Here is a 20,739-nt window from a genome sequence, read left to right on the forward strand (position 1 = left end):
GTCAGCCCTCCCCGACCGTCGCGGCGGTGGTGAACAGGGAGCCTTGGCCCGGCGTACCGGGACGACGACGGATCACCCGACGACGCGCCGGCATCCGGGGCGGGACGAGGGCGGCCAGGTCGACCGGGCCGGTCTGCGGAGCCGGGACGTGGCGGGTCATGGTCGGCAGCCACCGGCCCCGACCCAGCACCGCCCGCAGGTCGACCCGGTCCGAGACGTGCGGGGCGATCAGGTCCGGGTCCAGGCGCCGCAGCTTCACCACCGTCCTGGCGAGGGCAGCGGCAGCGGCGGAGATCTCCACCAGAGCGGCGACGCGGACGGCGTCGGACGGGACGGTGGTGTAGACCTCGCGGGCGGCCCGGATACCGGGACCAGCGAGGCGCATCACGGTACGGCGGTGAGTCTTGCGGTTCGGGGCGGGGCGCGGGTTCCCGGCGATGCGGGCAGCGTCAGCTAGCGTGGGCACAGCCCAACTCCTTCCAAGAGGTAGCGGGTGAGGCGCGGGGCGGGATTCGACTTGGCGGAAGAGGCCCGCCCCGCGCGTCGAGTTCTGGTCAGGCCGCCTGCTTCACGGCGGCGGGTTCGGTCATGGCACCGGCGCGGATCGACCACGCCTGACGCGCCCGGCACTTCCCCGAGCCCTTGCACCGCTGCGAGTCCACGTACGGGGTAAGCGTCACGTCGGAGAACATCACCGCCGGCGGATAGCCCGGGATCTTCGACGCCGGCGGCACCGGCTGCACCGGAGCGGCGATCTTCACCTTCACCTCCTTCGACCCGCCGAACTTCCCCGCCTCCGGGTCCAAGTCCAAGACCTTCACCACCCACAGCCGCTCGCCCGTGTCCTTGTCACGCGCCTGGTCATCACCCTGACCGCGCTTGTCGAAATCCGTCACCGGCTCCACCCCCAGACACAGCGCACCCTGCGGGAACACGTAGTCGAACGGAACCGGAACCTTGATCGAGTTCGGGACCATGCCCTCTGCCTCCTAGGCTGCGACGTATCAGTCCGCTTGGGACTAACTCTGCCTCTATGGTGTGCCTTAGAGGTCCTACTGTCAAGGACTAATCAGTCCGCAGGAGGACGGGAGGGTCCCGTTGGCAGGGACCAAGACGTCCCGCAAGATGGAAGGTGTGGAAATGTCCGAGGTACTGCGACGCCGCCGCACTGAGCTCGGCATGTCGCAAGCTGACCTAGCGGCGGCAGCCGGGGTCGACAGGCGGCAGATTCGCCGCTACGAAGCGGGCGAGCAGCAGCCCGTCCTCTCGGTGGCCGTCGCCATCGCAAACGCGCTCGATCTCGCCGTCGGCGAGTTGGCCGGCATCCCGAGCCACAAGGTGAACCTGTCCGGTGAGTGGTGGGCGTCCTGGCAGACGTCCAAGGACGGCGAGGAAGTCATCACCCTGCAACAGGTCCGCTTCCGGCAGCAGGGAGACCTGATCAACGTAGAGACGGCCACCCGAGGCATCGCCGTAGAAGATGGCGGCTACCACTGGCGAGGCGAGCTGCGGCTCTGGGACAACGAGATCCTGATGGGTTGGTACGCCGCAGACGATGGCTCGGTCCGCTCGAAGGGAACGATGTACTTCGTCCTGCACCCCCACGGCCAACACATGGCAGGCCGTTGGGTCGGAGTCAGCTATGACGGCAAGATCGTCACCGGCTGGGGTGCGATGGCGCGCGGCGAGCAAGAGGCAACAGACGTGATTGCCGAACTCAAGCAGCAGGAGGCCCAGCGATGACAACCGACATCTGCGAAGTCGTCATCACCGCGCCCGACGCTGACTGGCTTGCCAACTTCACCCACCGCCTGGTCGACGACCGGATTGCCGCCTGCGGCCACAACATCGCCGCCATCCGGTCCATCTACCGCTGGAAGGGCAACACCTACGACGAGGGAGAAGCCCGCGTCGCCCTACACACCCGCGTGGCTCTCGTGCCGACGATCGTGGAACGCGCGGACCAGGAACACCCGTACGAGGTGCCCTGCGTCATCGCCACGCCAGTCATCGCCGGCAACCCGGCATACCTGCAATGGGTCCTAGACGAGACCGACGAGCCAGCCCAGCCCCCAGCCGGCACGTCCGCCGACACTGCCGAATTGACCTCTTAAGAATCAAGGCGGCCCGCAAGCGGGCCGCGCCGGCCCGGCCCCGGCCTGCTGGCGACCTCCGGCCGGCATCGGCCGGGCCGGCCGGCCACGCTGGCGGACTGCAAGAGCTGTTTGCCCTCCGGGCGGGGGATCTTCGACAGAGATGGGGGGAAGCCCGTCCGAACGGTGCGGTAGTCGGTGGTTGCGCGGGTCGCCATCTCCACCACGAGTCCCAGGCAGAGCCGAGCAGACCAGGGGCCAGGGCGCCAAGGTCGTTCGTCCGGTAGGGCGCTCCACCTTGTCACCCTGGCCCCTGGCCCGCTCCACGATGTGTGGGACTCACGGCGGAGATGGCTCTGAGGCCCGCCGTGTGGCAGCAGGAGCGAGGGTTGCTCATGGTGAGACGGAACCGAACCGGGCCATCCACGGGCCAGAAGCCGATACCGCCAGCGGTCATCATTGGGCACGAGCGGGCAGCGCGACACCGCGACCGGCCAGGCGTTCCGGGCGATCAGGACAGCCGGGAACGATCTTCCAAACTGACGGTGCGGGTTCGATTCCCGTCGCCCGCTCCCGATGGTGGCCCAGGTCAGACGCCATTTCCGACCTGGGCCGCATCTGCGACTATCGCTTGCCCTTTCGGGCGTGCCCGCTCTGTGCCCGATCGCGTTCCTTGGCGATCCCGGCGCTGAGCGCTCCGGCGATGGACTTGTCGCGCTCGGCTGTCGCGTGCTGGTAGATCATCGCGGCGCGGGTCGATCCATGTCCCATACGCGCCATCAGGTCCGCCAGGCTGGCACCGGTCCCGGCGGCGAGGGTGTTCCCGGTGTGTCGCAGGTCGTGGAAGTGGAAGCCGGGCAGGCCGGCGGCGGTGACCGAGGCGGACCAGCCGGCCGCCTTCTGGAAGTTGGAGCGACGCAGGGCAGCGCCCTTCGCGCCGGTGAAGACCAGGGCGTCAGAGTCGTCGGCGACGAAGTCGCGCAGGTGACGCCGGAGATCCGGACGGATAGCCGCCGGGATGGTGACGGAGCGACGGCCGGCAGCCGATTTGGGCGGGCCGAAGATCATGCGTCCGTCAGACATCTCGACCAGGGTCGCGCGGACCGTGACGGTCGTGCAGCGCGGGTCGAGGTCACTGCGGCGCAGCGCCGCGAGTTCGCCGTAGCGGAGGCTCGTGAAGGCAGCCAGCAGCACCAGGGCACGGAAGCGTGCGGGTACTCGGCCGGCGATGTCGAGGACCTGGGCGATGGTCGCCACAGGCCGCTCGGGGGTGTGGTGCTCTCCCGCTCCCTTGATCCGGCAGGGGTTGCGGCGGATAAGTTCGTCGTCGACGGCGGTGACCAGCACCGCGTGTAGGAGCCGGTACGCCTTGGCGGTCATGGTGGCAGTGGCACCGGCCGCGACGAGTTCGGCGTACCAGGCCCGGACACGGCCGGGCGTGAGATCACTGAGCAGGACAGCGCTCAGAGTGGGCTCGATGTACTTGCGGTACAGCCACCGATAGAGCGCGACCGTCCGGGGCCGCAGGTTCGGCCGATGGTTGATCCATGTGGTCGCGTACTCCCCCAGCGCGATCCGTCCCCGGTTCGGATCCTGCCAGGTGCCCTTGATGATCTCGGCTTCAACGGCAGCAAGCCACCGTTCCGCCTCGGTCTTTCGGGCAAAGGTATGCGGTGCCGGTCGGTCGACGCCGTCCGGGCCGAGGTAGCGGGCTTGGAAGCGGCCCGAGGGCAGCTTTCGGACGCGACCGAAGCGGCGCTTGTCAGCCATAGACGTGTTCTCCCTCCCGGTAGCGCAGGGCAGGCCGGATAGCGTCCCTCCGGCCTTGGCGGATGTAGTCGGCGATGTCGTCGGGGTGGAACCGGACGTACTTGCCGACCTTGTAGAAGCGGATGCGTCGCTCGGACACCAGGCGGCGCACGAAGCGCACTTTGGTGCCGAGACGTTGCGCGGCCTGCTCGACGGTGAGCATGTCGACGTCACGAGGTTCGTTCAGAACCGTCTCCTTTCTGATTGGTTAGGCGGCGGCCGGTGCAGTGCCGGCCGGGGTGGTGGCGAGTTCGTGGGCGAGTTCTTCGCGGCCGGCGGCGTGTCGCTCGCGGGCGAGGGCGGCGGCGGTGTTGGCGAGCAGTGCGTCTCCGGTGGTGTGCCAGCCGACGCCGGCGAAGGTGAGGGTGCCGACGATGAGCGTGGTGGTGTCGTCGTCGGGCGGGTCGGCGGGTGGTCCGCCGGGGGCCGGGTGGTCGTGGTCCTGGTGCTCGTGCCGCCGGAACGCGATGCGAGTGTCACGCAGGAGTTGGAAGGTCACGGAGTAGCGGCGGGCTTTCGTAAGAAAGTGGCCGCCGTAGCCGAGCATGTGCGCCCATCGGCGGAGCCGTGCGTACGGGTTGGCGTTGGCTGGTTTCGCCGGTTCGGTGTCAAGGGCGGCTTGACGGTGGGCGACGCAGGTGGGGCAGGCGGGGTAGCGGGTGTGGGTGCCGCAGTCGGGGCACTGCCAGCGGTCGACGAAACCGGGCCGGGGTCGGGGGTCGCGGGGCCGCTGGGAGAGGGGGATCGGGGTTCCGGTGGGTCGGCCGATGCGCCAGCAGGCGTCGATGAGGCGGGCGGTGTGGTCGCCGTCGGGGTCGGCGTAGTCGCCGATCGAATCGGCGGTGAGGCGGGTGGAGGTGTGCCCGGTGGCCTCGGTGCTTTTGGTGGCGTACTTGGCAAGGTAGCCCGCGACGAGGCTGTCCGTGACCTCACTCGTCCCGTCGGTGGCGATCGGTTCCAGGTCGATCTGCTCGCCCCAGGCGATCGGCCACCCGTCGGGCCGGTCCGGGTGCTGCGGGGTCTGGAACGCGATCTGCTCGGCGGCGTGGCGCAGCGCGTTGGCGAGGTCGTCGACGGTGAACGCGGCTGGAGGCGGGATGATGGCGTCGGGGTCCTGGCCGTCGACGCCGTCGAGGCGGGCGATGGCGTGGAAGTGGACCGCTCCCCGCGCTTGCAGCTCGGCGACCTTCCCGGGCGAGAGTCGGACGGGTGGCACCTTCCGTGTCTTGCCGGAGGTGGTGACGACCTCGATGCGGGGGATGCCGCGGCGGCGGGCGAGCTTGGCCAGCCAGCGTTCTGCGGCTTGTTTGGTGCGGTGCCACAGTTCGCCGGAGAAGATGTTCCAGACGGCTTGGTGGTCGTGGTCGTAGCAGTCCAGGCACAACGGCTGCCCGAGTACTGCGTCGCCGGCTTCGTGCCGGGCCCAGCACACGGCGGGGCGGCCGTGGGCGCAGAGTCCGACGTTGCGGCGGGCGTGGCAGGGTTCGGCGCGGCAGTCGCAGCGCTTGCGGTTGGCGCAGGTGTGCCGCTTGACGACCCGGGCGTGGACGGTCCCGAACGAGGGTGCGGTGAAGGTGGCGAACACCGCCGGGTGCTGCGCCACGGTGTCGGGGATGCCTTTGCCGCCGATGAGGCCGGCGCGTAGGAGTTGGAACGCGTCGCGTTGGTAGGTCTGGGCGCAGGCCGGGCAGACGGTGGCGCGGCGGTTGCCGCAGGCGGTGTAGATCGCGGCGTCGGGCATCCCGTCGGTGTGCCGGACGTCCAGGACCCGGCCGGTGGCCTGCTCGATGGTGTAGATGCTGCCGGCGAGGCGGATGGGGCGGGTGCAGCCGGCGGCGGCGCGGACGTGTTCGATCCACCCGAAGTAGTCGGGTTGCTGGGCGCGTTGGAAGGCGGAGCCGGCGGCGGTGTAGCCGTAGATGGTGGCGGTGGTGTCGGCGTTCGAGCCCACCCCCGGGCCGAAGCGCGGGGGGTGAGGTCCAGCGTCGACGCCATTAGGCGGCGTCCGTGTGGGGACGGGTGTGGTCGGGGCCGTGGTGGCCCATGAAGACCTCGGTGATGCGTCGGGTGGTGACGATGAGCCGGCAGGCGCCGCACTGGCGGTTGGCCGGTTCGTGTCGGTGGCACGCGATGGTGGTGGTCACCTGGCCGCAGTGGATGGTGACCGGGGTGCGGCAGGGTCCGCCGGGGGTGACGTCGATGATGGTGCGTCGGGTGTCGTAGGGATGCGGCTCGTCCGGCCAGGCCGGGCAGGTGTGCGTGAAGTGCTGGATGTCGACGACGTGGATGGTCATCGGGCACCACCGGCGACGGGGGTGCCGTTCACGGCGGTCGGGGTGTGGCCGTTGATGGTGTGTAGGAGTTCCCGGGCGGTGGTCGGGGTGACGGTGAGCAGGGCGGCGAGTTCGTCGGCGGTGATGGGCCGGCCGTGGGTCTGCTCGTGCTGGCGGGTGGCGAAGCGGGCGGTCGGGACCAGGTGCGCGGGGACCTCCGGCCGGGCGGCCGGGATCGGGGTGAGCGCGGGTGCGGCGATGACTGCCGGCGCGGGAGCCGGCGGGGTGTCGACCACCGGTGTGGTCGCCGGGGTGTCGGTGGGTTCGTTGGCCTGGGTGGTGTCCTCGGTGTCGCTGGTATCGGTGTCGGTCTTGACGGGGGCGAGGACGAGTTTGACCAGAGCCATGAAGGCCAGGGCCGGGACGGCGGACAGGAGCCAGCCGGACGGGCCGACCTTGCCGACGGCGACGCCGAGTTGCGCGGCGAGGGAGAAGCCGGCGAAGGCGATCAGCAGGACCACCGGGTAGCCGATCGAACTGCCGTGGCGCTTGCGGCGTCGGATGACGAGCAGGCAGGCGACGGGGACGAGTTCGGAGATGACGGCGTTGGCCCACCCGAACCAGTCGCTGGTTCCGTCTGGGCTGTTGGCCATGGTCCAGTCGTGAACGTGGGTGAAGGAGGCAGCCCCGGCAGCGAGGCCGACGAAGATGACGATGAGGACCAGGAAGCCACCTTCCAGGCGGGCGGGCCACGGAGTGGGTTCGTTAGTGGTGAGCATGGGGGAGCACCTCCGGAGCCGGGATGGTGTCGAGGGGGATGAGGTCGACGACGCCCGCGCAGCCGGCGCACATGATGGCGGCGAGTCCTTGGGTGGCGAGTTGCTGCCGGAAGCAGGGCAGGCACGCGAAGTCGGCCGGGAACAGCCCGTCGCCTTCGCAGAGCAGGCACCGGCCGAGGCATACCGGGCAGGGGGTGTAGACGGGGCCGAGGATGTTGTGGATGCCGGCAGGGGTGTTGCCCTCGATGCACCACAGGCACGGGTCGGTGAGGTGCAAGCTCATCGGGCACCTCGCGTGTGTAGGTACTCGCTTGCGGCGCCGTCGGTGTAGTTGATGTCGGTACGGCATCGGTCGGTGTCGAGGCGTCCGGTGTGGAGGTCACGACGGCCGTCGGTGTAGGCCTTCACGGCGGCTGATTCGCAGAGTGCCCATACGAGGGCGAACACCGTGATGACGGCGATGGGGCACAGGATCAGGAGAAGGTTCATCGGGTGCCTCCGTGGCAGTCGAGACATTCGCCGTGGCGGCGGGGGATGTAGTAGGGCCGTTCGACGCCGCAGACGCGGCAGGTGCGGCGGGCGCGTAGGGCTTTGCCGATGGCTTCCCGTTGGGCGGGGGTGGCGGTGCGCTTCGGTTGCGCGAGGTCGAGGCGGTAGAGGTAGGCGACTCGCTTGCCACGCCACCAGAGGATCTGCGCGACCGGGTCATGTCCGCCTGGTCGGAGGCCGGCGGCGCGCAACTGGCGACGGGTGGCCAGGCCCGTGGGGGCCATGAAGTAGGGGTAGGTGGGGAACCCGTGGCGGATGCCGAGCGGGTCGTAGAACCGGACGCGTAGGCCGATGTGCTCGGCGAAGTCGGTCACGGCTTCTCACCGCCCCACCGCTGTTGCGCGGCTTGGCGGGTGATGCCGAGCCGCTGGCCGATTTCGGCCCAGGAGTAGCCGAACCGGCGTAGGCCGATGACGGCGTCGCCGATGGCCTCGTCGATGACAGCGGAGAGGGCGACGAGGTCGCGGAGGGCTTCGACGTCGCCGGTGGCGACGCGGCGGCCGTGGGCGCGGATGATGCGGCGGGCGAACGCGGCGAATTCGTCGTTCTCGACGACGTCCCGACGCCGGCTCTGCCGGGGGATCTGTGTCAAGGTGTGCTTGACGGTGTTCATCGGTTCTCGCCTCCCGTGGTGTGGAGGCGGTCCCACTCGTGGGCAGCCGCCTGAAGGGCGGTGATGACCTGCTCGGTGGTACGGGTCGGGTCGTCGTTCCACGAGTAGGGGGAGGTGTGCTCGTCGATGACGGAGCCGTCGTCATCGACGAGGAACATGGGGTGGGAGGCGTCGAGGTAGTCGACGAACGCGGCGAGGGCGGCGAGGTAGTCGGCGAGGGCGTCGGGGTCGAGTTGGGTGAAGTGCTCGACGCGGTGACCGGCGCTGGCGATGCCGATGGCCCCGGCGGCGCAGGCCGGCGGAGTCGGGGTGTCGGTGGTGGCGTAGTAGCGGCCCTGGGTCCAGCCGTGCCGGAGCAGGTAGAGGGCAGCCATCCGCAGCAGGTCAGCAGGAGTGACCTGGACTCCGGTGGGTGGGTGTTGGGTAGCCTTCATGGCAGCCACGTCCTTTCGGGGCTGTTGGTGGATGGTCGGCGGAACCGGTCTGCTTTCCAGGGCGATGAGCCGGTTCCGTCGGCCGATTACGAAGAGCGCAGCCGCAGGTAGCGGCGGTGTCGGGTGTCGTCACCGCCCATCAGGTGTGGGGCGGAGACGAAGACGAGTCGACCGGTGGCGCTGGCGGCGTGGATCATCGCGGCGATGTCCTCAGGACGGCCGACGATCCACAGTTCGGTGTACTGGGCAGCGCGCTGGTTGTTCGCGCGGACTCGGGCGCGTTCGCGGGTGGTCATGCCGCCAACCCCAGGTCCAGGGCAGCGCCGGCCAGGGTGGTGGTGGTGTGGCGGGTCCAGGCGGCGTAGTCGGCAATGTTGTAGATGTCGGTGTCGGTGAGGTAAGCGGCTTTGATGCGGCGAGGTGTGCCGCCCTCGGCCAGGAGGTAGGCCGCGCCTTGGTTGGTGGGGGCGATGTCGGAGGCGGTGTAGCCCTGCTCCGCCCAGCCCTGACCGAGAATGATGTTCGAGCTGTTCAGCGAGGTGCAGCGGAACGCGGCGCGGTAGCCGAACAGGTCCCGCAGGCTGGCGGGGATGATGTCCCACGAGGGGCGTTGAGTGGCGGCGACGACGGGCATGCCGCAGGCCCGGCCAAGCGACACGAGGCCGCGTAGGAGGGTGGAGAACTCTTTCTGCTGGGCTTCGGTGCCCAGGACGGTGGAGTACATGGCGAGTTCGTCGATGACGGTGAGGATCACCGACATGCCGTCACCAGGGCCAAGCTTGCGGCGACGGTTCGCCAGCAGCCAGGTGTAGCGGTTGGTGGCCACGGTCAGCAGGCGACGTAACACCGAGATGCCGTGGTCGATGTCGGGGCCGATGAACGCGTCGGCCAGGTCACGCCAGGGGCCGAGTTCGACGAGTTTGGCGTCGAACAGCACGAGGCGGGTGTTGTCGCACAGGACGCCGTGGCCGCAGATGTTGTTGACCAGGCCGGACTTCCCGCCGCCCGGTTCACCGGCGGCGAGGAGGTTGTGGTAGACGACGTCGAGGTAGACGGGCTGGCCGAACTCGTCGATCCCGATGAACACCGGGTCGAACATCGACAGGCCAGCACCCACCGGCACCGCACCAGCGGTCGTGGGAATCGTGGTGGTCATGAGATGCGCTCCTTAAGGTGGGCGCGGAACCCAACGGGTGAGGACTCCGCGCCCGTCGCAGTGGTCAGTCAGAAGAGGTGCAGGTGTGCTCGCGCTGCGAGCCGTGGCAGCCGCAGACGAGGTAGCCGCCCACATCGAGCAGGGGAAGCTCGGGGCCGATGTCACAGCGGCCGTTGACGAGGCCGGACGAGTTGTGCTCGCGCACGTCCACGCCGCACTCACGCGGGCAGGACATGTAGTCGGATCGGTTCATCACCGGGTGCTCCCGTCAGATCCAGTCGGAGGTGTCGTCGTCCGGCGCGGACGACCCGGAGGCCGCGGGCTTGCCGCCGTTGGCGGTCGTGGCCGGCGGCTTCTTGCCGGCGGGCTTCCCCTGGGAGGGAAGGGTGACCGTCGGGGCGTCGACATCCGGCAGGTCCAGGGCGGTGGGCACCGACATGGGTGATGCCGACACGGGGGCGGTCGGGTCGATCACGTCGACCAGCGGGGAACCCACACGGGCGGTCAGCACCTCACGGCGCTTGATGTCGAACCGCAGGTAGGCGGCGTTGCGCTCCGACGCGCGTTCGATGAGCACGGTGGAGGCGTGACACGTCACGGCGATCTTGTCGAGGCGACCTTCCAGGTCCTTGGCCGACAAACCCGGACGCAGGTACACCCACACCCGTTCACCGACCGGGGTGGGACGTGCCCACAGGATCAGTGGGAGGCTGCCGGAGGAGTTGGCGATGATGAACTGCGCGAAACACACGCGCAGCCGATGCCGCACCACGAGGCACCAGGCCCAGGCAATGACCTGGCGGCGTACCGCCGGGATGGCGGCGGGAACACCGACGACGAGGGCGACCACGAGCAGGGTCACCACCATCGGGGTGTGGTTGGCCAGCTGCACCCAACAGGTGAGTAGCAGCACCGCGAGAGCGGTTTCGAGGCTCCACCACCACAACAGCCGGATCACCGGCCACACCCGAACCAGCAGCCAGACCAGAGCACCGGTCGGAACGCCGATCAGGGCACCGACGAGCAGAGCCACGATCGGATGCCAGTACGAAGCGGTCACGACAGCGGCCAGAACACCGACGACGACCGCCGTGAGAATGAACGCCAGCCGTGCGCGGCGGGCGGAGGAACGGTGAACCCTGGCCTCGATGACCGTCACCGTTCCGGTGCTTCTGCCGCCGAAGCGGCGGGGGCTAGACTTGGACATGACACGTCCCTCCCAAGGGGGGTGGATGGGTTGCAGGGCGTGGGGTCGGCAGGTGTAGGAGCCAGTACCGACCCCACGCTTTTCGTGCAGGTTGATCAGCGACGGTTGCTGTTGTTGCGAGCCTTCGGCTCGCTGTAGAGGGAGAACGCCAGCACGGTGGGCTTGGCGTAGCCCTTACGGGCGAGATCCTCACGGATCAGTGCGATCTCGGAAGCGCCTTCGATGCGCTTGGTGATAGTGAAGTCGATGGCAGCGATGCCCATCCCCTGCGGGGATTGGAAGCTGAACGACACGTAGTAACGGAACGACATGTGTTCCTCCTGTGAACAGCGGCCAACGGCCGCGCAGATGGGGAAGAACCGGCAACGAGGCCGGCAGGCAGGGAGCCAGTACCGGCCCCGCGCCATGAGAGGTGGCAACCCCGATGGGTTGCCGGGCCGGGAACGTAGGAGCCAGAAACACTCCCGGACCGCAGGGTGATCAGATCAGCGAACCGTCAGTCGCTGAAGACACCAGGAGCACACACAGCACGCCGTGCGAAGGACTACTTGGCCGCAGAACCGTTCTTCGGCTTCAGAGACACCGCCCGGAACGCGACGCCGTTACGCCCGTTGGTCGCCCACGGAATAGCCTCCAACTGCTCGACCGCCAGGAAGTCCCCCACCTTCACACTCGGCTTCTCACCCGCCGTCGTGATGGTGATGACCTCCCCACCGTTCTCGTCAAGCACGAAGACCTGGGTAGACCACATGAGCCGGCCCGTGTTCTTCTCGGACTTCTGATTGCCGTTCTGATCGTTCTTCGGCTCCGGGTCCCTCGACACCGTCACCTGCTTGCTCGTGGTGTCCACGTACAGCTTCACAACAAACCTCCTGTGTCTGAGCGCGTCCCCAGTGGACGACTGCTCGGTGCTGAACCCAAGGTACGGCCAGGTTGCGGGTCGAACCCGGAATACTTTTCCGGGGTTCAGAGGCCCTCGACATGAGACACTGGACCCATGCGAGGCATTGGTCAGGATCTAACGGTCGGGGAGCGGATCGCGTGGTACCGCCGCCGTCGGGGCATGTCGCAAGAAGTCCTGGCGGGCATCGTCGGCCGTACGGTCGACTGGCTGAGCAAGGTCGAGAACAACCGAATTGACCTCGATCGGCTGTCCGTTATCCGCTCGGTAGCTGGTGCGTTGGACGTCAGCATCGGTGATCTCGTTGGTGAGCCCACTCTTCTCGACTGGACCGCCGACAGCGGCACGAAGACGGTCCCCGCCCTGCGAGAAGCCTTGCTCAACTACCGGCAGCTCTCACCATTCATTCCGGGGCCGGTCGCAGAGCCACCTGAAGTAGCCCAACTACGCAGCGAAGTCACTAACGTATGGGATGCGTACCAAGCCTCTCGGTACGGATACGTCGTTGCGCGATTGCCGCAGGCACTCGCCGCCGGGCAGGCTGCGACCCAAACTCATCAGGGTGAAGACCAGGAGCAGTCGTTTGCGCTGCTGGCGCTCACCTACCAGGCCGCCGCCGTCCTGCTTACGAAGCTCGGGGAGGCGGACCTTGCATGGATTGCCGCCGAAAGAGGCTTCACAGCGGCCCAACGATGCGGCGATGCCGTTGTGATTGGCTCGCTCTTCCGCTCAGTCGCTCACACCCTGCTCTCGACAGGCCGATACCGCGAAGCGAAGCAGCTCACCACCGACGCGGCGGCATACATGCAGCCGGGCTTGGCCGAGGCGACCCCCGAGTACCTGTCTGTCTATGGCACCTTGTTCCTGGCTGGCTCCGTGGCCGCAGCACGAGATGAAGATCGGGCCTCCGTCCGATCGTTTCTCAACGAGGCGGACCAAGCCGCGCGGCGGCTTGGTCACGACGCTAACCACCTTTGGACGGCATTCGGGCCGACCAACGTGGCCATCCACCGTGTGACGACGGCGATGGACCTGGATGACGTACAGGTTGCGATCGACCTCGGTCCCCGCATCGACACGACCGGCCTTCCTGTCGAGCGGCAGGCACGCCACGCACTCGAAACAGCGCGAGCGCTCAGCGCGTGGAACAGAACCGATGAGGCCATGGCGGTGGTGCTCGCCGCTGAACAGAAGGCGCCCGAGCAGATTCGTCACCACGCGATCAGCAGGCAACTCGTCCAAAACTGGATGCGCCGCGGTCGAAGCCGGCCCAGCTACCAACTTGCCGGCCTGGCGCAGCGCGTGCACGTCACGGCCTAGAACCGTAGAGTCCGAGGATGTGACCAGCCAAGCCAGCAACGCGCGTCCGCAAGCTACTCCCAAGGTGGCGGCGGGCGCGCTGTTCGTTGATGAGCAAGAGCGGATGATGCTCGTCCGGCCGACCTACAAGTCACACTGGGACATCCCGGGCGGCTACGTCGAGGAGGGCGAGAGCCCGCTGTCGGCCTGCGGCAGAGAGATTTACGAGGAGCTGGGCCTGCGAGTCGCGATCGGCGCTCTCTTGACGGTCGACTGGGCTCCGAGGCCAGACGAGGGCGACAAGATGCTATTCGTCTTCGACGGCGGCACGCTCACGGATGACCAACTCGCCGCCGTCGCCTTCCGGGATGGCGAGATCGCAGAGTGGTCGTTCGTGGAAGACCACCAGCTTGACGACCTGACCATCCCCAGACTCGCTCGACGGCTACGAGCAAGCATGCAGGCCCGGAAGCAGGCCCGTACCGCCTACCTCGAAGAGGGTGTCTTGCCCGTCACCGACTGAGAGGCCCTCAGTCGTCGCCTGTCAGCCGCGACGTAGCCCATCGAACGCACGTTCGATCCAGCCGGCTGCCGGCGAAGCGGTTCAGAGTTTCTGTACGTCTTCAAGGCGGCCCGCAACGGGCCGCACGCGCCGCCGCCTAGGCGCGCGCCGGCCGCGCCGCTTGGTCGCTCTGCGGCCGTCACGCCAACGCCCGGCGGCTGGCGCGGAGAGCGGTAAGCCCGGGGCCGCCGCAGACGGTGGGGGGCCGAGGGTGGTTGGTGTTCGTGGCCGGCAGCCGGCCGGGCCGCGCCCCGAGCGGCGCGGCGCAGCGAAGGGCACGCCGGGTCCGCGCGGCGGGTCGCGGCGGCGAGCTGGTCGCGGTTACCGCGCCTCCGGCGGGGGCGCAACGACTCCGGGATGGCCGGGGGTCCGTCGGCGGGTCGCGGTCCGTGGGTGGTTGCGCAGGGCCATCCCGCCAGCCACCGACCCGGGCGAGCCGAGCAGACCACCGCCCGGCCCGCCAGCGTCCGTACGTGCGTCAAGGTCCGCTTGACGTGGCGGACCGGGCGGCGGCCCGCTCCCCGGAGGGCGGGTCGGCGGCAGACGGGATGGCAAACACCGCGTGGCTCGTGGGCGTGCCCGATGCGTGCCCGAAGACCGGGTCTACAGGGGTCAACACCACCGAGAGCAGCGCCGCAAGATTGACGCTCTGTAGTTGGTATCTCGCGTGGGATTGGTCGTTTGTCGACCGACAGTGACGATCAACCCGATTCCCAAGCTGACCGTCCCCACCAAGGGGAGCGGGTACCGGCCCACGCCACTACGGTCTATGGCATGGAGGCGGACACCACAGGCGCAGCCTGGCGGGCTCGCATACGAGGGTCCGGCTCGGTCGAGCGCGACCGTGAAGCGCTCGCGCGACTGGTTGACGAGGACCAGGACCCGGCCGAGGTCTACTACTACGAGGCGGTCAGCGATCCAGACGTGCGGGCGATGAATCGGGCGCAGCGTTCCTACGCCGGCCAGTACGAGCGCCGACTTCGGCGGCTCGCCTACCGACGTAGGCACTCAGTAGGCCCGAAGCTGGGTGACTAACCGAGTGACGACCGGCAAGCACACCGCCGGACAACTATGGACGCCAGCGGACCACTTCCGCAGCTCATCGCCCATGCTGGCGCTGGTTCAGCCAATCCGGAAGTTCCTTCGGGACGAAAAGGTCAACTTGCCGCCGACGAAGGTCAACCAGGGGGTGTGCGGACAGCCGCTCGGTCAGATCGGGATGATCGGACCGCCACCAGCAAGGCCTGCGTAGAGGCCCGGCTGAGCCGTGAGCACGTCGCAGCCTAGATCTATGGCAATGAGCACGGCACTCGCGGCGTCGAGCCGGCCCACGGTGTCGCACGTGACCGCCAACGGCCGCCAATCCTCAGGATCGGGAGAGAGGATCAACGCAGCCGGGCGGTTGACCAGTAGATCTAGGCGGTCGCTGCCAGCAGATACGCGATACGCCTCAGCGAGGCACAGCACCGGCAGTCCGATCTGAGCGCCTTCCTCGTCGGCAACCTCAGCAATCACCTCGCCAACGTCGATGCTGCCCCTCGTGAACGCGACGATGGCGGAGGCGTCCAGGACGATGCGAACAGGTGAGCGGGTCACGCGGCGCGGGCGGGAAGGCCGAGCTGCTTGCGCACCTGCGCGTCCAGTTCCGGCGTCCACCGCTCTCGGGCAGCCTTAAGCTTGGCGCGAGCGCGGGCCTTGCCTTCCTCGGTGACAGTAATGCCGGCGGCGGCGAGCGTGGCCGCAGTGTCGGCGCTGGTCGACTGCTCCATAGCCCGAGGATACGCCGTCGACGCGCTTGCGGGACATCTCAACCTCGCTCCCACCACGTGCCCGATCCGTGCCCGATGCAGCGGTCAATACCGGTAAGCACCTCCAGCCACCAAAGCTGGAAGACCACCGAGCGTGACTGCCATGCTGGCCTGCCAACCGCAGGTGCCTACAGTCCGTAAAGATCAAGGCACCTTCCAAACTGACGGTGCGGGTTCGATTCCCGTCGCCCGCTCCCGATGGTGGCCCAGGTCAGAAGCACGCCCCGACCTTGGCCGCATTCATTCCTATCGCTTGTTCCTGGCCCCACGGACGGACCTCGAAGCGAACCTTGCGAATCAGCGGCCGAGTTGGCACAAGGCCAGTCTGCCGCGGGCCACGGTACGGCCGTACAGTCCGCATCCAGTCCGGCCAGATGGTGAGCTGTTCGTGCCAGCCGGCCTGGTCGGCGAGGTAGCCACGACGACCGACGCCTTCCCCGAAGTTGCTGATCGCGTTCGCCGTCGCCGCAGTGCTGGCCACGATCTACGTTGCCGTTCTGGCAGTAGCAACCGACGTACCGATTGTCGGCACGATGTTGGCGTGCCTGGGCGGCGCGGTCGCTGTGTTCGCCCCTACCGCGGTCTACGTCAGCGTCGCCCACGGCGCGTGGAGAACCAGTTCGATCTGGCATCGTTTCCAAGCGCAGGCATCCGCGGTCCGCATCTAGTCCGCAAGAGGCGCCCGCGTCGAGGAAGCCGGGGACCAACGGCCGCGCCGTCACCCCCTGTCTGTCAACCTCGCCGGTCACCGCGGTGGGGTGCCGGCCGCTCGGTAGTGGTCGAAAGTCAGACGGCGGAGTGGGGTTGCCCCGGTGACGAGGAAGTCGCCTCGCCGCTCGATGCGCCACGGCGGGTGCGCTTGCTCACTGGCGCCGCGACGCGGTGGTGTGGTGCTGGAGGTATTGACGTTGGTCGGTGAGGTATCCGTCGGCGAACAGGGTCCGCGGAGCGACGAGGGCGGTCAGGGTGGCCCGTAGGGCGGAGCGGGCTATGCGGTGCCGGACCATTCGGTGGTCGGCGTCGGGAAAGTGTTTGACGTGCAGGGTCGCGGCCGGCAGCAACTGCCGGTAGACGGTTTCGGTTTCGGTGACGTCGACGTGGTTGTCGTGGCCGGCGAGCAGCAGCAGGACCGGTGTCCCGCGCATGGCTCGCAGGTCGTCGGTGGCGTCTGCGGTGTGGTTGCGGGTGATGAAGGTCCACCGGTCGGCGGTCATGGTGTCGTCGGGATGGTCGATGGTGGTCCGGTACTCCTCGACGGTGGCACCGCGGCGCAGCAGGGTGAGGGTCCGTTCCCGGCGGCGCAACGCCCGGTCGACCTCGGCCGCGGCGGCGCCCTCGGCCCGGAGTTGGGCGAGTAGGTGGTAGCGCCCCTGTCGGAGCCAGTTGATCGCCGGAGAGACGGCGATGACGAATTGGAGGTCGGGAGTCTCGGCGGCGACCCGTGGCAGCACCCATCCGGCCTGACTGGCGCCCCACAGCCCGATCCGGTGCCGGTCGATGGACGGGTGCTGGCGCCCCCAGGCCAGCGCGGCGGCGACCTCCTGAGCCCGGTCGGCCATGGTCTGGTCCAGCCAGTTGCCCGCTGATCCGGCGACGCCTGGCTTGTTCCAGGACAGCGACGCGTAGCCGGCGTGGGCGAAGGACTCCCACAGGGGGCGGTAGAACGTGTCCGCGGTCGCGTCGACCGGCCCGTCGCCGTGAACGAACACGACAAGTCCGAAGGGGCCGTCGCCGGTTGATGGCGTGGCGAGCACGCCGTCCAGGCTGAGACCGTCGTGCTGGATCTCGACGCGTTGTTCGCGGATGTCGTAGCGGTGCGCGAGCACGACGACACCGCCCAGCAAGACCAGTGCGAGCAGCGCGGGCGTCAGAACCCAGAGCAGCCGGCGGCGGCGTTGCCGCCGTGGCGTGATGGCCGGCGTTTCCACCGCGAACCTCAATCTCTCGGCTACAGTACGATCGTTCCAAGTGCGAACGTACAACATGGGTGCGATACGCACGTACACCAGGTGGAGAAGTGTGTGAACGCGACGGATGAGCGAACCGGTGGCGGACCGGATATTCGCAGAGGCGTGCCGGCTGGGGCGGAGGCGCGGGTGGCGCAGCTGTACTGGGAGGCGTTCGGCCGCAAGCTGGGACCGGCGCTGGGCCCGCCCGAACGGGGGCGGGACTTCCTCGCCGCGCACCTGCACCGCGACCGCGCCGTGGTGGCGCTCGACGCCGGTCGGGTGGTCGGAGTCGCCGGATACCACCTGGCCGGGCGCGCCTTGACCGCCGGCGATGCCAGCGATGTGCTCACCGCCTACGGCATACTGCGGGGCCTGCCCCGGTTGGTCCTGCTCGCCCTGCTCGACCGCCGGCCCGCCGACGGTCAACTGCTGATGGACGGCATCGCCGTCGACCCCGACTGGCGCGGACGGGGCCTTGGCAGTCGCCTCCTGCACGAGGTGGCCGCCGTAGCGGTAGCCCACAGCTGTCGGGAGGTCCGGCTCGACGTCGTTGACACCAACCCCGGCGCCCGTCGGCTCTACGAGCGGCACGGCTTCGTGCCGGTCCGCACCGCCGGCACGCCGTACCTGCGGCAGCTGATGGGCTTCGGCGCGGTCGTCACCATGCATCGCAGCGTGGCCGTGCCCACGCAGCCGCGGTGACCCGGCCAGGGCGGCCTTGGGCCGAGGCGTCGCACGTCAGCACCCGTTTGCTGGTGCACGCCATGGTCCGCGAGGACGCGACGGTCGACACCGGCGACCTGTACGCCGTAGCCAACTGCCTGGGTATGACCGACCAGCAGGTGCGGTTGTGCATCAAGCGGCTCGTCGCCGAGGGGCGCTTCACCCACCAGGGCCGGGGACGCAAGGCGCTGCTGTGGGCCACCCCTGAGGCGATCGATGACGCCGCGCGCGACCTTGGATACGTCTGGTACGCCTACGAACAGGACCAGGGACGCGCACCGTGGGACGGGCGCTGGCAGCTGATCGCGTTCGCCGTTCCCGAAGCAGCCCGGGACGCCCGGGACGCGCTGCGTGAGGAGATCGTCCGGCTGGGCGGCGCCGCCGTCCAGAACGGACTGTACGTCGCCGCCAACCCGATCGCGGCCCCGGTCGAGCAGCAGGCCCGACGCCTCGGCGTTCTTGCCTGCGTCACGTTCCTCACAAGCACCGACCTGAGCGTAGGAGGCCGAGCGGAACCCGCGGACCTCGCCGCCGCACTCTGGCCGGTGCCGCAGATCGCCGCCCGCTACACCCGGCTCGCCGACCTCGCTGAGCGCCACCTGATCCGGCTCGACCAGAACGGTCGCCTCGACGCCACCGACCGCGCCGCGATGGCGATCCAACTGGCGGCCGCCTTCACCGACGCCATGGACCCAGACCCCCTGCTCCCACCCGAGCTACTTCCCCGGCCGTGGGATGGCGCCCGCGCCCGTGCCCTGTTCGCCCGCTGCTGGATCCGGCTGCAAGACGCGGGCCAGGACGGAACGCCGCCACCTCGACTGTTCCGCCGCTACTCCGAGATCCTGCGCGAATCGGCCACCTCATCCGCTCCGCCGGCAAGACCGCCCGCCCCGTCCGAGCCTCGGTAGGGACGCCGCGACGCGGGCAACACCCGCCGCCACACCCAGCGCCACACCGGCCCTGGAAGGACGCGGCTGCGCTCCTCCCGGTCCACCCGCCCGCGCGGGTGCTCCCTCCAGCCCGCCGACCCTTCGGCGTACCGGACGTGGAACTCCACGACCGCAAGGTGTTTCACGCTCTTGTACCCGTACTGACCGGGTGCCACCACCCGCACCGGCGCGCCGTGATCCCCGGTCAGCGCCCGCCCGTCGAGTCGATCGGCCAGCAGCACATCCTCGGCGCGGGCATCCTCGACGGCCAGGCAAGCCTGAAAGCCGTCCAACCCCGTCAACAGAAGCCAATCGGCCTGCGGACTCGCCCCACAAGCGGCCTGCAGGCGGTCAAGGACCAGCGAGAAGGGCACCCCCTCCCAGCACAGGCCGACCGCGCTCCACGTCGTCACACAATGCAGGTCAGCCCGACGAAGCGTACGCGGCAGACCCGTCGTCAACTCGGCCAACGCGACCTGCCGGGGCTGTGCCACTTCCCCGGTGACCATCAGCACCGGCTCGCGCGGCGCCACCACCCGCCGACGCGCGAACGCCGGCAACCCGAAACGCTCCAGGGCGGCCGGCCGCTGACCAGGAGCTGCCGCATCGTCGGTCATCCAGAGAATCTATCGGTCGGTCGAGCCGCCGGAACGCGCCGGGCCGGTCATGGCGGCGTACGTCAAAGGGACTCCTCGGGGCACGGCGTTCCGTCCTACGGCGGTCCATTCTGGTGAGCCCGATCAACGCTGACTCAAGCCGCACCGGACGCCCGTCGGCGCCGAGGGCGCTGGAAACAGCGACGGCACCAGCTGGTCCATGAAGTCCGGTACCGCCATGCCAACCGGCGCCGCGCCCACCACCGGCCGAAGTGGGCAGTTGTCGACCCGCCCCGTCGGACGGGGATGACCCGCGCCCGGTCAGGTACCTACCCGATGACAAGGTGGGGGCCGACGGGTCGCTACAGCCACGCCTGGGCGGACGGGTGGATCACCGGCCGCCCGACGTTCAGGGAGTGTTGCGGACGTTCCCGCCGGCGGCGCCGGAGACGTCCCGGGAGTGGGTTTCCGAGGGCCGGCCGGCCTGCGGGGACACCTAGTTGAAGACCCAGTTCCAGACCGAGACGACCCACTCCGTCTGCTGGAGCCACGCGACCCCGAGGCCGGCCAGGAAGACCGCCGTCACCAGGTGCGCACCGCGCGCGCTGCGCCGCACCCGGCCCAAGCGCTGCTCCAGCACCACCCGGCCGACGAGCCGGGCGAGGGCGAAGAGTCCCGCCGCGACGAGCAGGCTCAGTACGAAGATCACCAGTGGCGCGGCGAGATGACCACCACCGGAGATCGCCCAGATCCCCCAGCAGATGAACGCGAAGAGTGCGCCGGCTGCGCTCCACTCCCCGCCGCGACGCAGCTGGGCGACATGCCAGCTCATCGGACGGCGTGGCGTCATCTCGCCGGGCCAGCTCGCTCCGATCGGCTCCTCGAGCGTCGGAAACGGCTCGGTACGCGGCATTCCGGGCCGTCCGACCGAGGCCACCCCGCGCCGGTAGGCGTCTCGCTGCTGCGGCACACCGGCCCCCGGCTGCGGCGACACCTCGACGGTCCGCTCCGCCCACGGTTGCGTCTGGTCGGCCATATCGTCCCTCCCCTGGACCCGAC

At 69.0% G+C, this 20,739-nt stretch carries 29 protein-coding genes and 2 pseudogenes; 8 read left to right on the forward strand and 23 right to left on the reverse strand.

What is annotated here, in order from left to right:
* Nucleotide 1: 1 nt before the first annotated feature.
* Entirely contained in the window at nucleotides 2-466 is a 465-nt protein-coding gene (locus QTQ03_RS12470) for a hypothetical protein (RefSeq protein WP_289278152.1), read from the reverse strand.
* 88 nt (nucleotides 467-554) lie between these two features.
* Complete coding sequence (locus QTQ03_RS12475; RefSeq protein ID WP_289278153.1) at nucleotides 555-977, reverse strand: hypothetical protein; 423 nt, start codon at nucleotides 975-977, stop codon at nucleotides 555-557.
* A 163-nt stretch (nucleotides 978-1,140) separates the two neighbouring features.
* Here QTQ03_RS12475 and QTQ03_RS12480 point away from each other — a divergent pair, with 163 nt between their 5' ends.
* Nucleotides 1,141-1,743, forward strand: a complete 603-nt coding sequence (locus QTQ03_RS12480) for a helix-turn-helix transcriptional regulator (RefSeq protein ID WP_289278154.1) — start codon at nucleotides 1,141-1,143, stop codon at nucleotides 1,741-1,743.
* Entirely contained in the window at nucleotides 1,740-2,114 is a 375-nt protein-coding gene (gene cutA / locus QTQ03_RS12485; RefSeq protein WP_289278155.1) for a divalent-cation tolerance protein CutA, read from the forward strand. Before QTQ03_RS12480 ends, cutA begins: the two co-directional genes overlap by 4 nt.
* A gap of 603 nt (nucleotides 2,115-2,717) precedes the next feature.
* On the opposite strand, the gene QTQ03_RS12490 is transcribed toward cutA, so the two are convergent.
* From QTQ03_RS12490 to QTQ03_RS12565, 16 genes and pseudogenes are all read right to left on the reverse strand, one after another.
* The gene (locus tag QTQ03_RS12490; protein ID WP_289278156.1) at nucleotides 2,718-3,863 is read right to left on the reverse strand and encodes a tyrosine-type recombinase/integrase; all 1,146 of its coding nucleotides are present in this window, start codon (nucleotides 3,861-3,863) and stop codon (nucleotides 2,718-2,720) included.
* Nucleotides 3,856-4,065, reverse strand: a complete 210-nt coding sequence (locus QTQ03_RS12495) for a helix-turn-helix domain-containing protein (RefSeq protein ID WP_289278157.1) — start codon at nucleotides 4,063-4,065, stop codon at nucleotides 3,856-3,858. The genes QTQ03_RS12490 and QTQ03_RS12495 overlap by 8 nt, the downstream gene beginning before the upstream one ends.
* Before the next feature lie 45 nt (nucleotides 4,066-4,110).
* A pseudogene (locus QTQ03_RS12500) lies at nucleotides 4,111-5,897 on the reverse strand (replication initiator).
* Nucleotides 5,897-6,196 carry a hypothetical protein gene (locus QTQ03_RS12505; RefSeq protein WP_289278158.1) on the reverse strand — a complete coding sequence of 100 codons (300 nt, stop codon included), beginning with the start codon at nucleotides 6,194-6,196 and terminating at the stop codon, nucleotides 5,897-5,899. The pseudogene QTQ03_RS12500 and the gene QTQ03_RS12505 overlap by 1 nt, the downstream one beginning before the upstream one ends.
* Nucleotides 6,193-6,954, reverse strand: a complete 762-nt coding sequence (locus QTQ03_RS12510; RefSeq protein ID WP_289278159.1) for a hypothetical protein — start codon at nucleotides 6,952-6,954, stop codon at nucleotides 6,193-6,195. The genes QTQ03_RS12505 and QTQ03_RS12510 overlap by 4 nt, the downstream gene beginning before the upstream one ends.
* Nucleotides 6,941-7,237: a hypothetical protein gene (locus tag QTQ03_RS12515; protein WP_289278160.1), complete on the reverse strand. Its 297-nt coding sequence runs from the start codon at nucleotides 7,235-7,237 to the stop codon at nucleotides 6,941-6,943. Before QTQ03_RS12515 ends, QTQ03_RS12510 begins: the two co-directional genes overlap by 14 nt.
* A complete protein-coding gene (locus QTQ03_RS12520) occupies nucleotides 7,234-7,443 on the reverse strand; it encodes a hypothetical protein (RefSeq protein ID WP_289278161.1) in 210 nt (69 codons plus the stop codon). Before QTQ03_RS12520 ends, QTQ03_RS12515 begins: the two co-directional genes overlap by 4 nt.
* Entirely contained in the window at nucleotides 7,440-7,817 is a 378-nt protein-coding gene (locus tag QTQ03_RS12525; protein WP_289278162.1) for an RRQRL motif-containing zinc-binding protein, read from the reverse strand. The genes QTQ03_RS12520 and QTQ03_RS12525 overlap by 4 nt, the downstream gene beginning before the upstream one ends.
* Entirely contained in the window at nucleotides 7,814-8,116 is a 303-nt protein-coding gene (locus QTQ03_RS12530; RefSeq protein WP_289278163.1) for a hypothetical protein, read from the reverse strand. Before QTQ03_RS12530 ends, QTQ03_RS12525 begins: the two co-directional genes overlap by 4 nt.
* Nucleotides 8,113-8,550, reverse strand: a complete 438-nt coding sequence (locus tag QTQ03_RS12535) for a DUF6197 family protein (RefSeq protein ID WP_289278164.1) — start codon at nucleotides 8,548-8,550, stop codon at nucleotides 8,113-8,115. Before QTQ03_RS12535 ends, QTQ03_RS12530 begins: the two co-directional genes overlap by 4 nt.
* 86 nt (nucleotides 8,551-8,636) lie before the next feature.
* A complete protein-coding gene (locus tag QTQ03_RS12540; RefSeq protein WP_289278165.1) occupies nucleotides 8,637-8,846 on the reverse strand; it encodes a hypothetical protein in 210 nt (69 codons plus the stop codon).
* On the reverse strand, nucleotides 8,843-9,706 hold the full coding sequence (locus QTQ03_RS12545; protein WP_289278166.1) for an FtsK/SpoIIIE domain-containing protein: 864 nt from the start codon (nucleotides 9,704-9,706) through the stop codon (nucleotides 8,843-8,845). Before QTQ03_RS12545 ends, QTQ03_RS12540 begins: the two co-directional genes overlap by 4 nt.
* Before the next feature lie 64 nt (nucleotides 9,707-9,770).
* Entirely contained in the window at nucleotides 9,771-9,959 is a 189-nt protein-coding gene (locus QTQ03_RS12550; protein ID WP_289278167.1) for a hypothetical protein, read from the reverse strand.
* A 15-nt stretch (nucleotides 9,960-9,974) separates the two neighbouring features.
* A complete protein-coding gene (locus QTQ03_RS12555) occupies nucleotides 9,975-10,913 on the reverse strand; it encodes a hypothetical protein (protein ID WP_289278168.1) in 939 nt (312 codons plus the stop codon).
* Between the two features lie 95 nt (nucleotides 10,914-11,008).
* Nucleotides 11,009-11,224 carry a hypothetical protein gene (locus QTQ03_RS12560; protein ID WP_289278169.1) on the reverse strand — a complete coding sequence of 72 codons (216 nt, stop codon included), beginning with the start codon at nucleotides 11,222-11,224 and terminating at the stop codon, nucleotides 11,009-11,011.
* 233 nt (nucleotides 11,225-11,457) lie between these two features.
* A complete protein-coding gene (locus tag QTQ03_RS12565) occupies nucleotides 11,458-11,775 on the reverse strand; it encodes a hypothetical protein (protein ID WP_289278170.1) in 318 nt (105 codons plus the stop codon).
* Between the two features lie 135 nt (nucleotides 11,776-11,910).
* On the opposite strand from QTQ03_RS12565, the gene QTQ03_RS12570 reads away from it, so the two are divergent.
* The 3 genes from QTQ03_RS12570 (at nucleotide 11,911) to QTQ03_RS12580 (ending at nucleotide 14,710) form a co-directional block, all read left to right on the forward strand.
* On the forward strand, nucleotides 11,911-13,134 hold the full coding sequence (locus QTQ03_RS12570) for a helix-turn-helix domain-containing protein (protein WP_289278171.1): 1,224 nt from the start codon (nucleotides 11,911-11,913) through the stop codon (nucleotides 13,132-13,134).
* A 19-nt stretch (nucleotides 13,135-13,153) separates the two neighbouring features.
* Entirely contained in the window at nucleotides 13,154-13,636 is a 483-nt protein-coding gene (locus QTQ03_RS12575) for an NUDIX domain-containing protein (RefSeq protein WP_289278172.1), read from the forward strand.
* 813 nt (nucleotides 13,637-14,449) lie between these two features.
* Nucleotides 14,450-14,710 carry a hypothetical protein gene (locus QTQ03_RS12580; RefSeq protein WP_289278173.1) on the forward strand — a complete coding sequence of 87 codons (261 nt, stop codon included), beginning with the start codon at nucleotides 14,450-14,452 and terminating at the stop codon, nucleotides 14,708-14,710.
* A gap of 174 nt (nucleotides 14,711-14,884) precedes the next feature.
* Here the strand turns inward: QTQ03_RS12580 and QTQ03_RS12585 are convergent, their stop codons facing one another.
* Together QTQ03_RS12585 and QTQ03_RS12590 are read right to left on the reverse strand one after the other, a co-directional pair.
* On the reverse strand, nucleotides 14,885-15,271 hold the full coding sequence (locus tag QTQ03_RS12585; RefSeq protein WP_289278174.1) for a hypothetical protein: 387 nt from the start codon (nucleotides 15,269-15,271) through the stop codon (nucleotides 14,885-14,887).
* On the reverse strand, nucleotides 15,268-15,444 hold the full coding sequence (locus QTQ03_RS12590; protein WP_289278175.1) for a hypothetical protein: 177 nt from the start codon (nucleotides 15,442-15,444) through the stop codon (nucleotides 15,268-15,270). The genes QTQ03_RS12585 and QTQ03_RS12590 overlap by 4 nt, the downstream gene beginning before the upstream one ends.
* Nucleotides 15,445-15,865: 421 nt before the next feature.
* On the opposite strand from QTQ03_RS12590, the pseudogene QTQ03_RS12595 reads away from it, so the two are divergent.
* Nucleotides 15,866-16,151, forward strand: a pseudogene (locus tag QTQ03_RS12595) (hypothetical protein); the annotation flags it as partial.
* 195 nt (nucleotides 16,152-16,346) lie between these two features.
* Here QTQ03_RS12595 and QTQ03_RS12600 read toward each other — a convergent pair.
* Nucleotides 16,347-17,411, reverse strand: a complete 1,065-nt coding sequence (locus tag QTQ03_RS12600; protein ID WP_289278177.1) for an alpha/beta hydrolase family protein — start codon at nucleotides 17,409-17,411, stop codon at nucleotides 16,347-16,349.
* Nucleotides 17,412-17,579: 168 nt separating this feature from the next.
* Between QTQ03_RS12600 and QTQ03_RS12605 the strand changes: the two genes are divergently transcribed.
* Complete coding sequence (locus tag QTQ03_RS12605; RefSeq protein ID WP_289278178.1) at nucleotides 17,580-18,134, forward strand: GNAT family N-acetyltransferase; 555 nt, start codon at nucleotides 17,580-17,582, stop codon at nucleotides 18,132-18,134.
* Nucleotides 18,131-19,063: a PaaX family transcriptional regulator C-terminal domain-containing protein gene (locus QTQ03_RS12610; RefSeq protein ID WP_289278179.1), complete on the forward strand. Its 933-nt coding sequence runs from the start codon at nucleotides 18,131-18,133 to the stop codon at nucleotides 19,061-19,063. The genes QTQ03_RS12605 and QTQ03_RS12610 overlap by 4 nt, the downstream gene beginning before the upstream one ends.
* Here the strand turns inward: QTQ03_RS12610 and QTQ03_RS12615 are convergent.
* Nucleotides 18,985-19,701, reverse strand: a complete 717-nt coding sequence (locus QTQ03_RS12615; RefSeq protein WP_289278180.1) for a molybdopterin-dependent oxidoreductase — start codon at nucleotides 19,699-19,701, stop codon at nucleotides 18,985-18,987. The genes QTQ03_RS12610 and QTQ03_RS12615 overlap by 79 nt on opposite strands.
* A gap of 475 nt (nucleotides 19,702-20,176) precedes the next feature.
* On the reverse strand, nucleotides 20,177-20,716 hold the full coding sequence (locus QTQ03_RS12620; RefSeq protein ID WP_289278181.1) for a hypothetical protein: 540 nt from the start codon (nucleotides 20,714-20,716) through the stop codon (nucleotides 20,177-20,179).
* Nucleotides 20,717-20,739: the final 23 nt, after the last annotated feature.

This window comes from Micromonospora sp. WMMA1363 (assembly GCF_030345795.1).
Lineage (GTDB): Bacteria > Actinomycetota > Actinomycetes > Mycobacteriales > Micromonosporaceae > Micromonospora.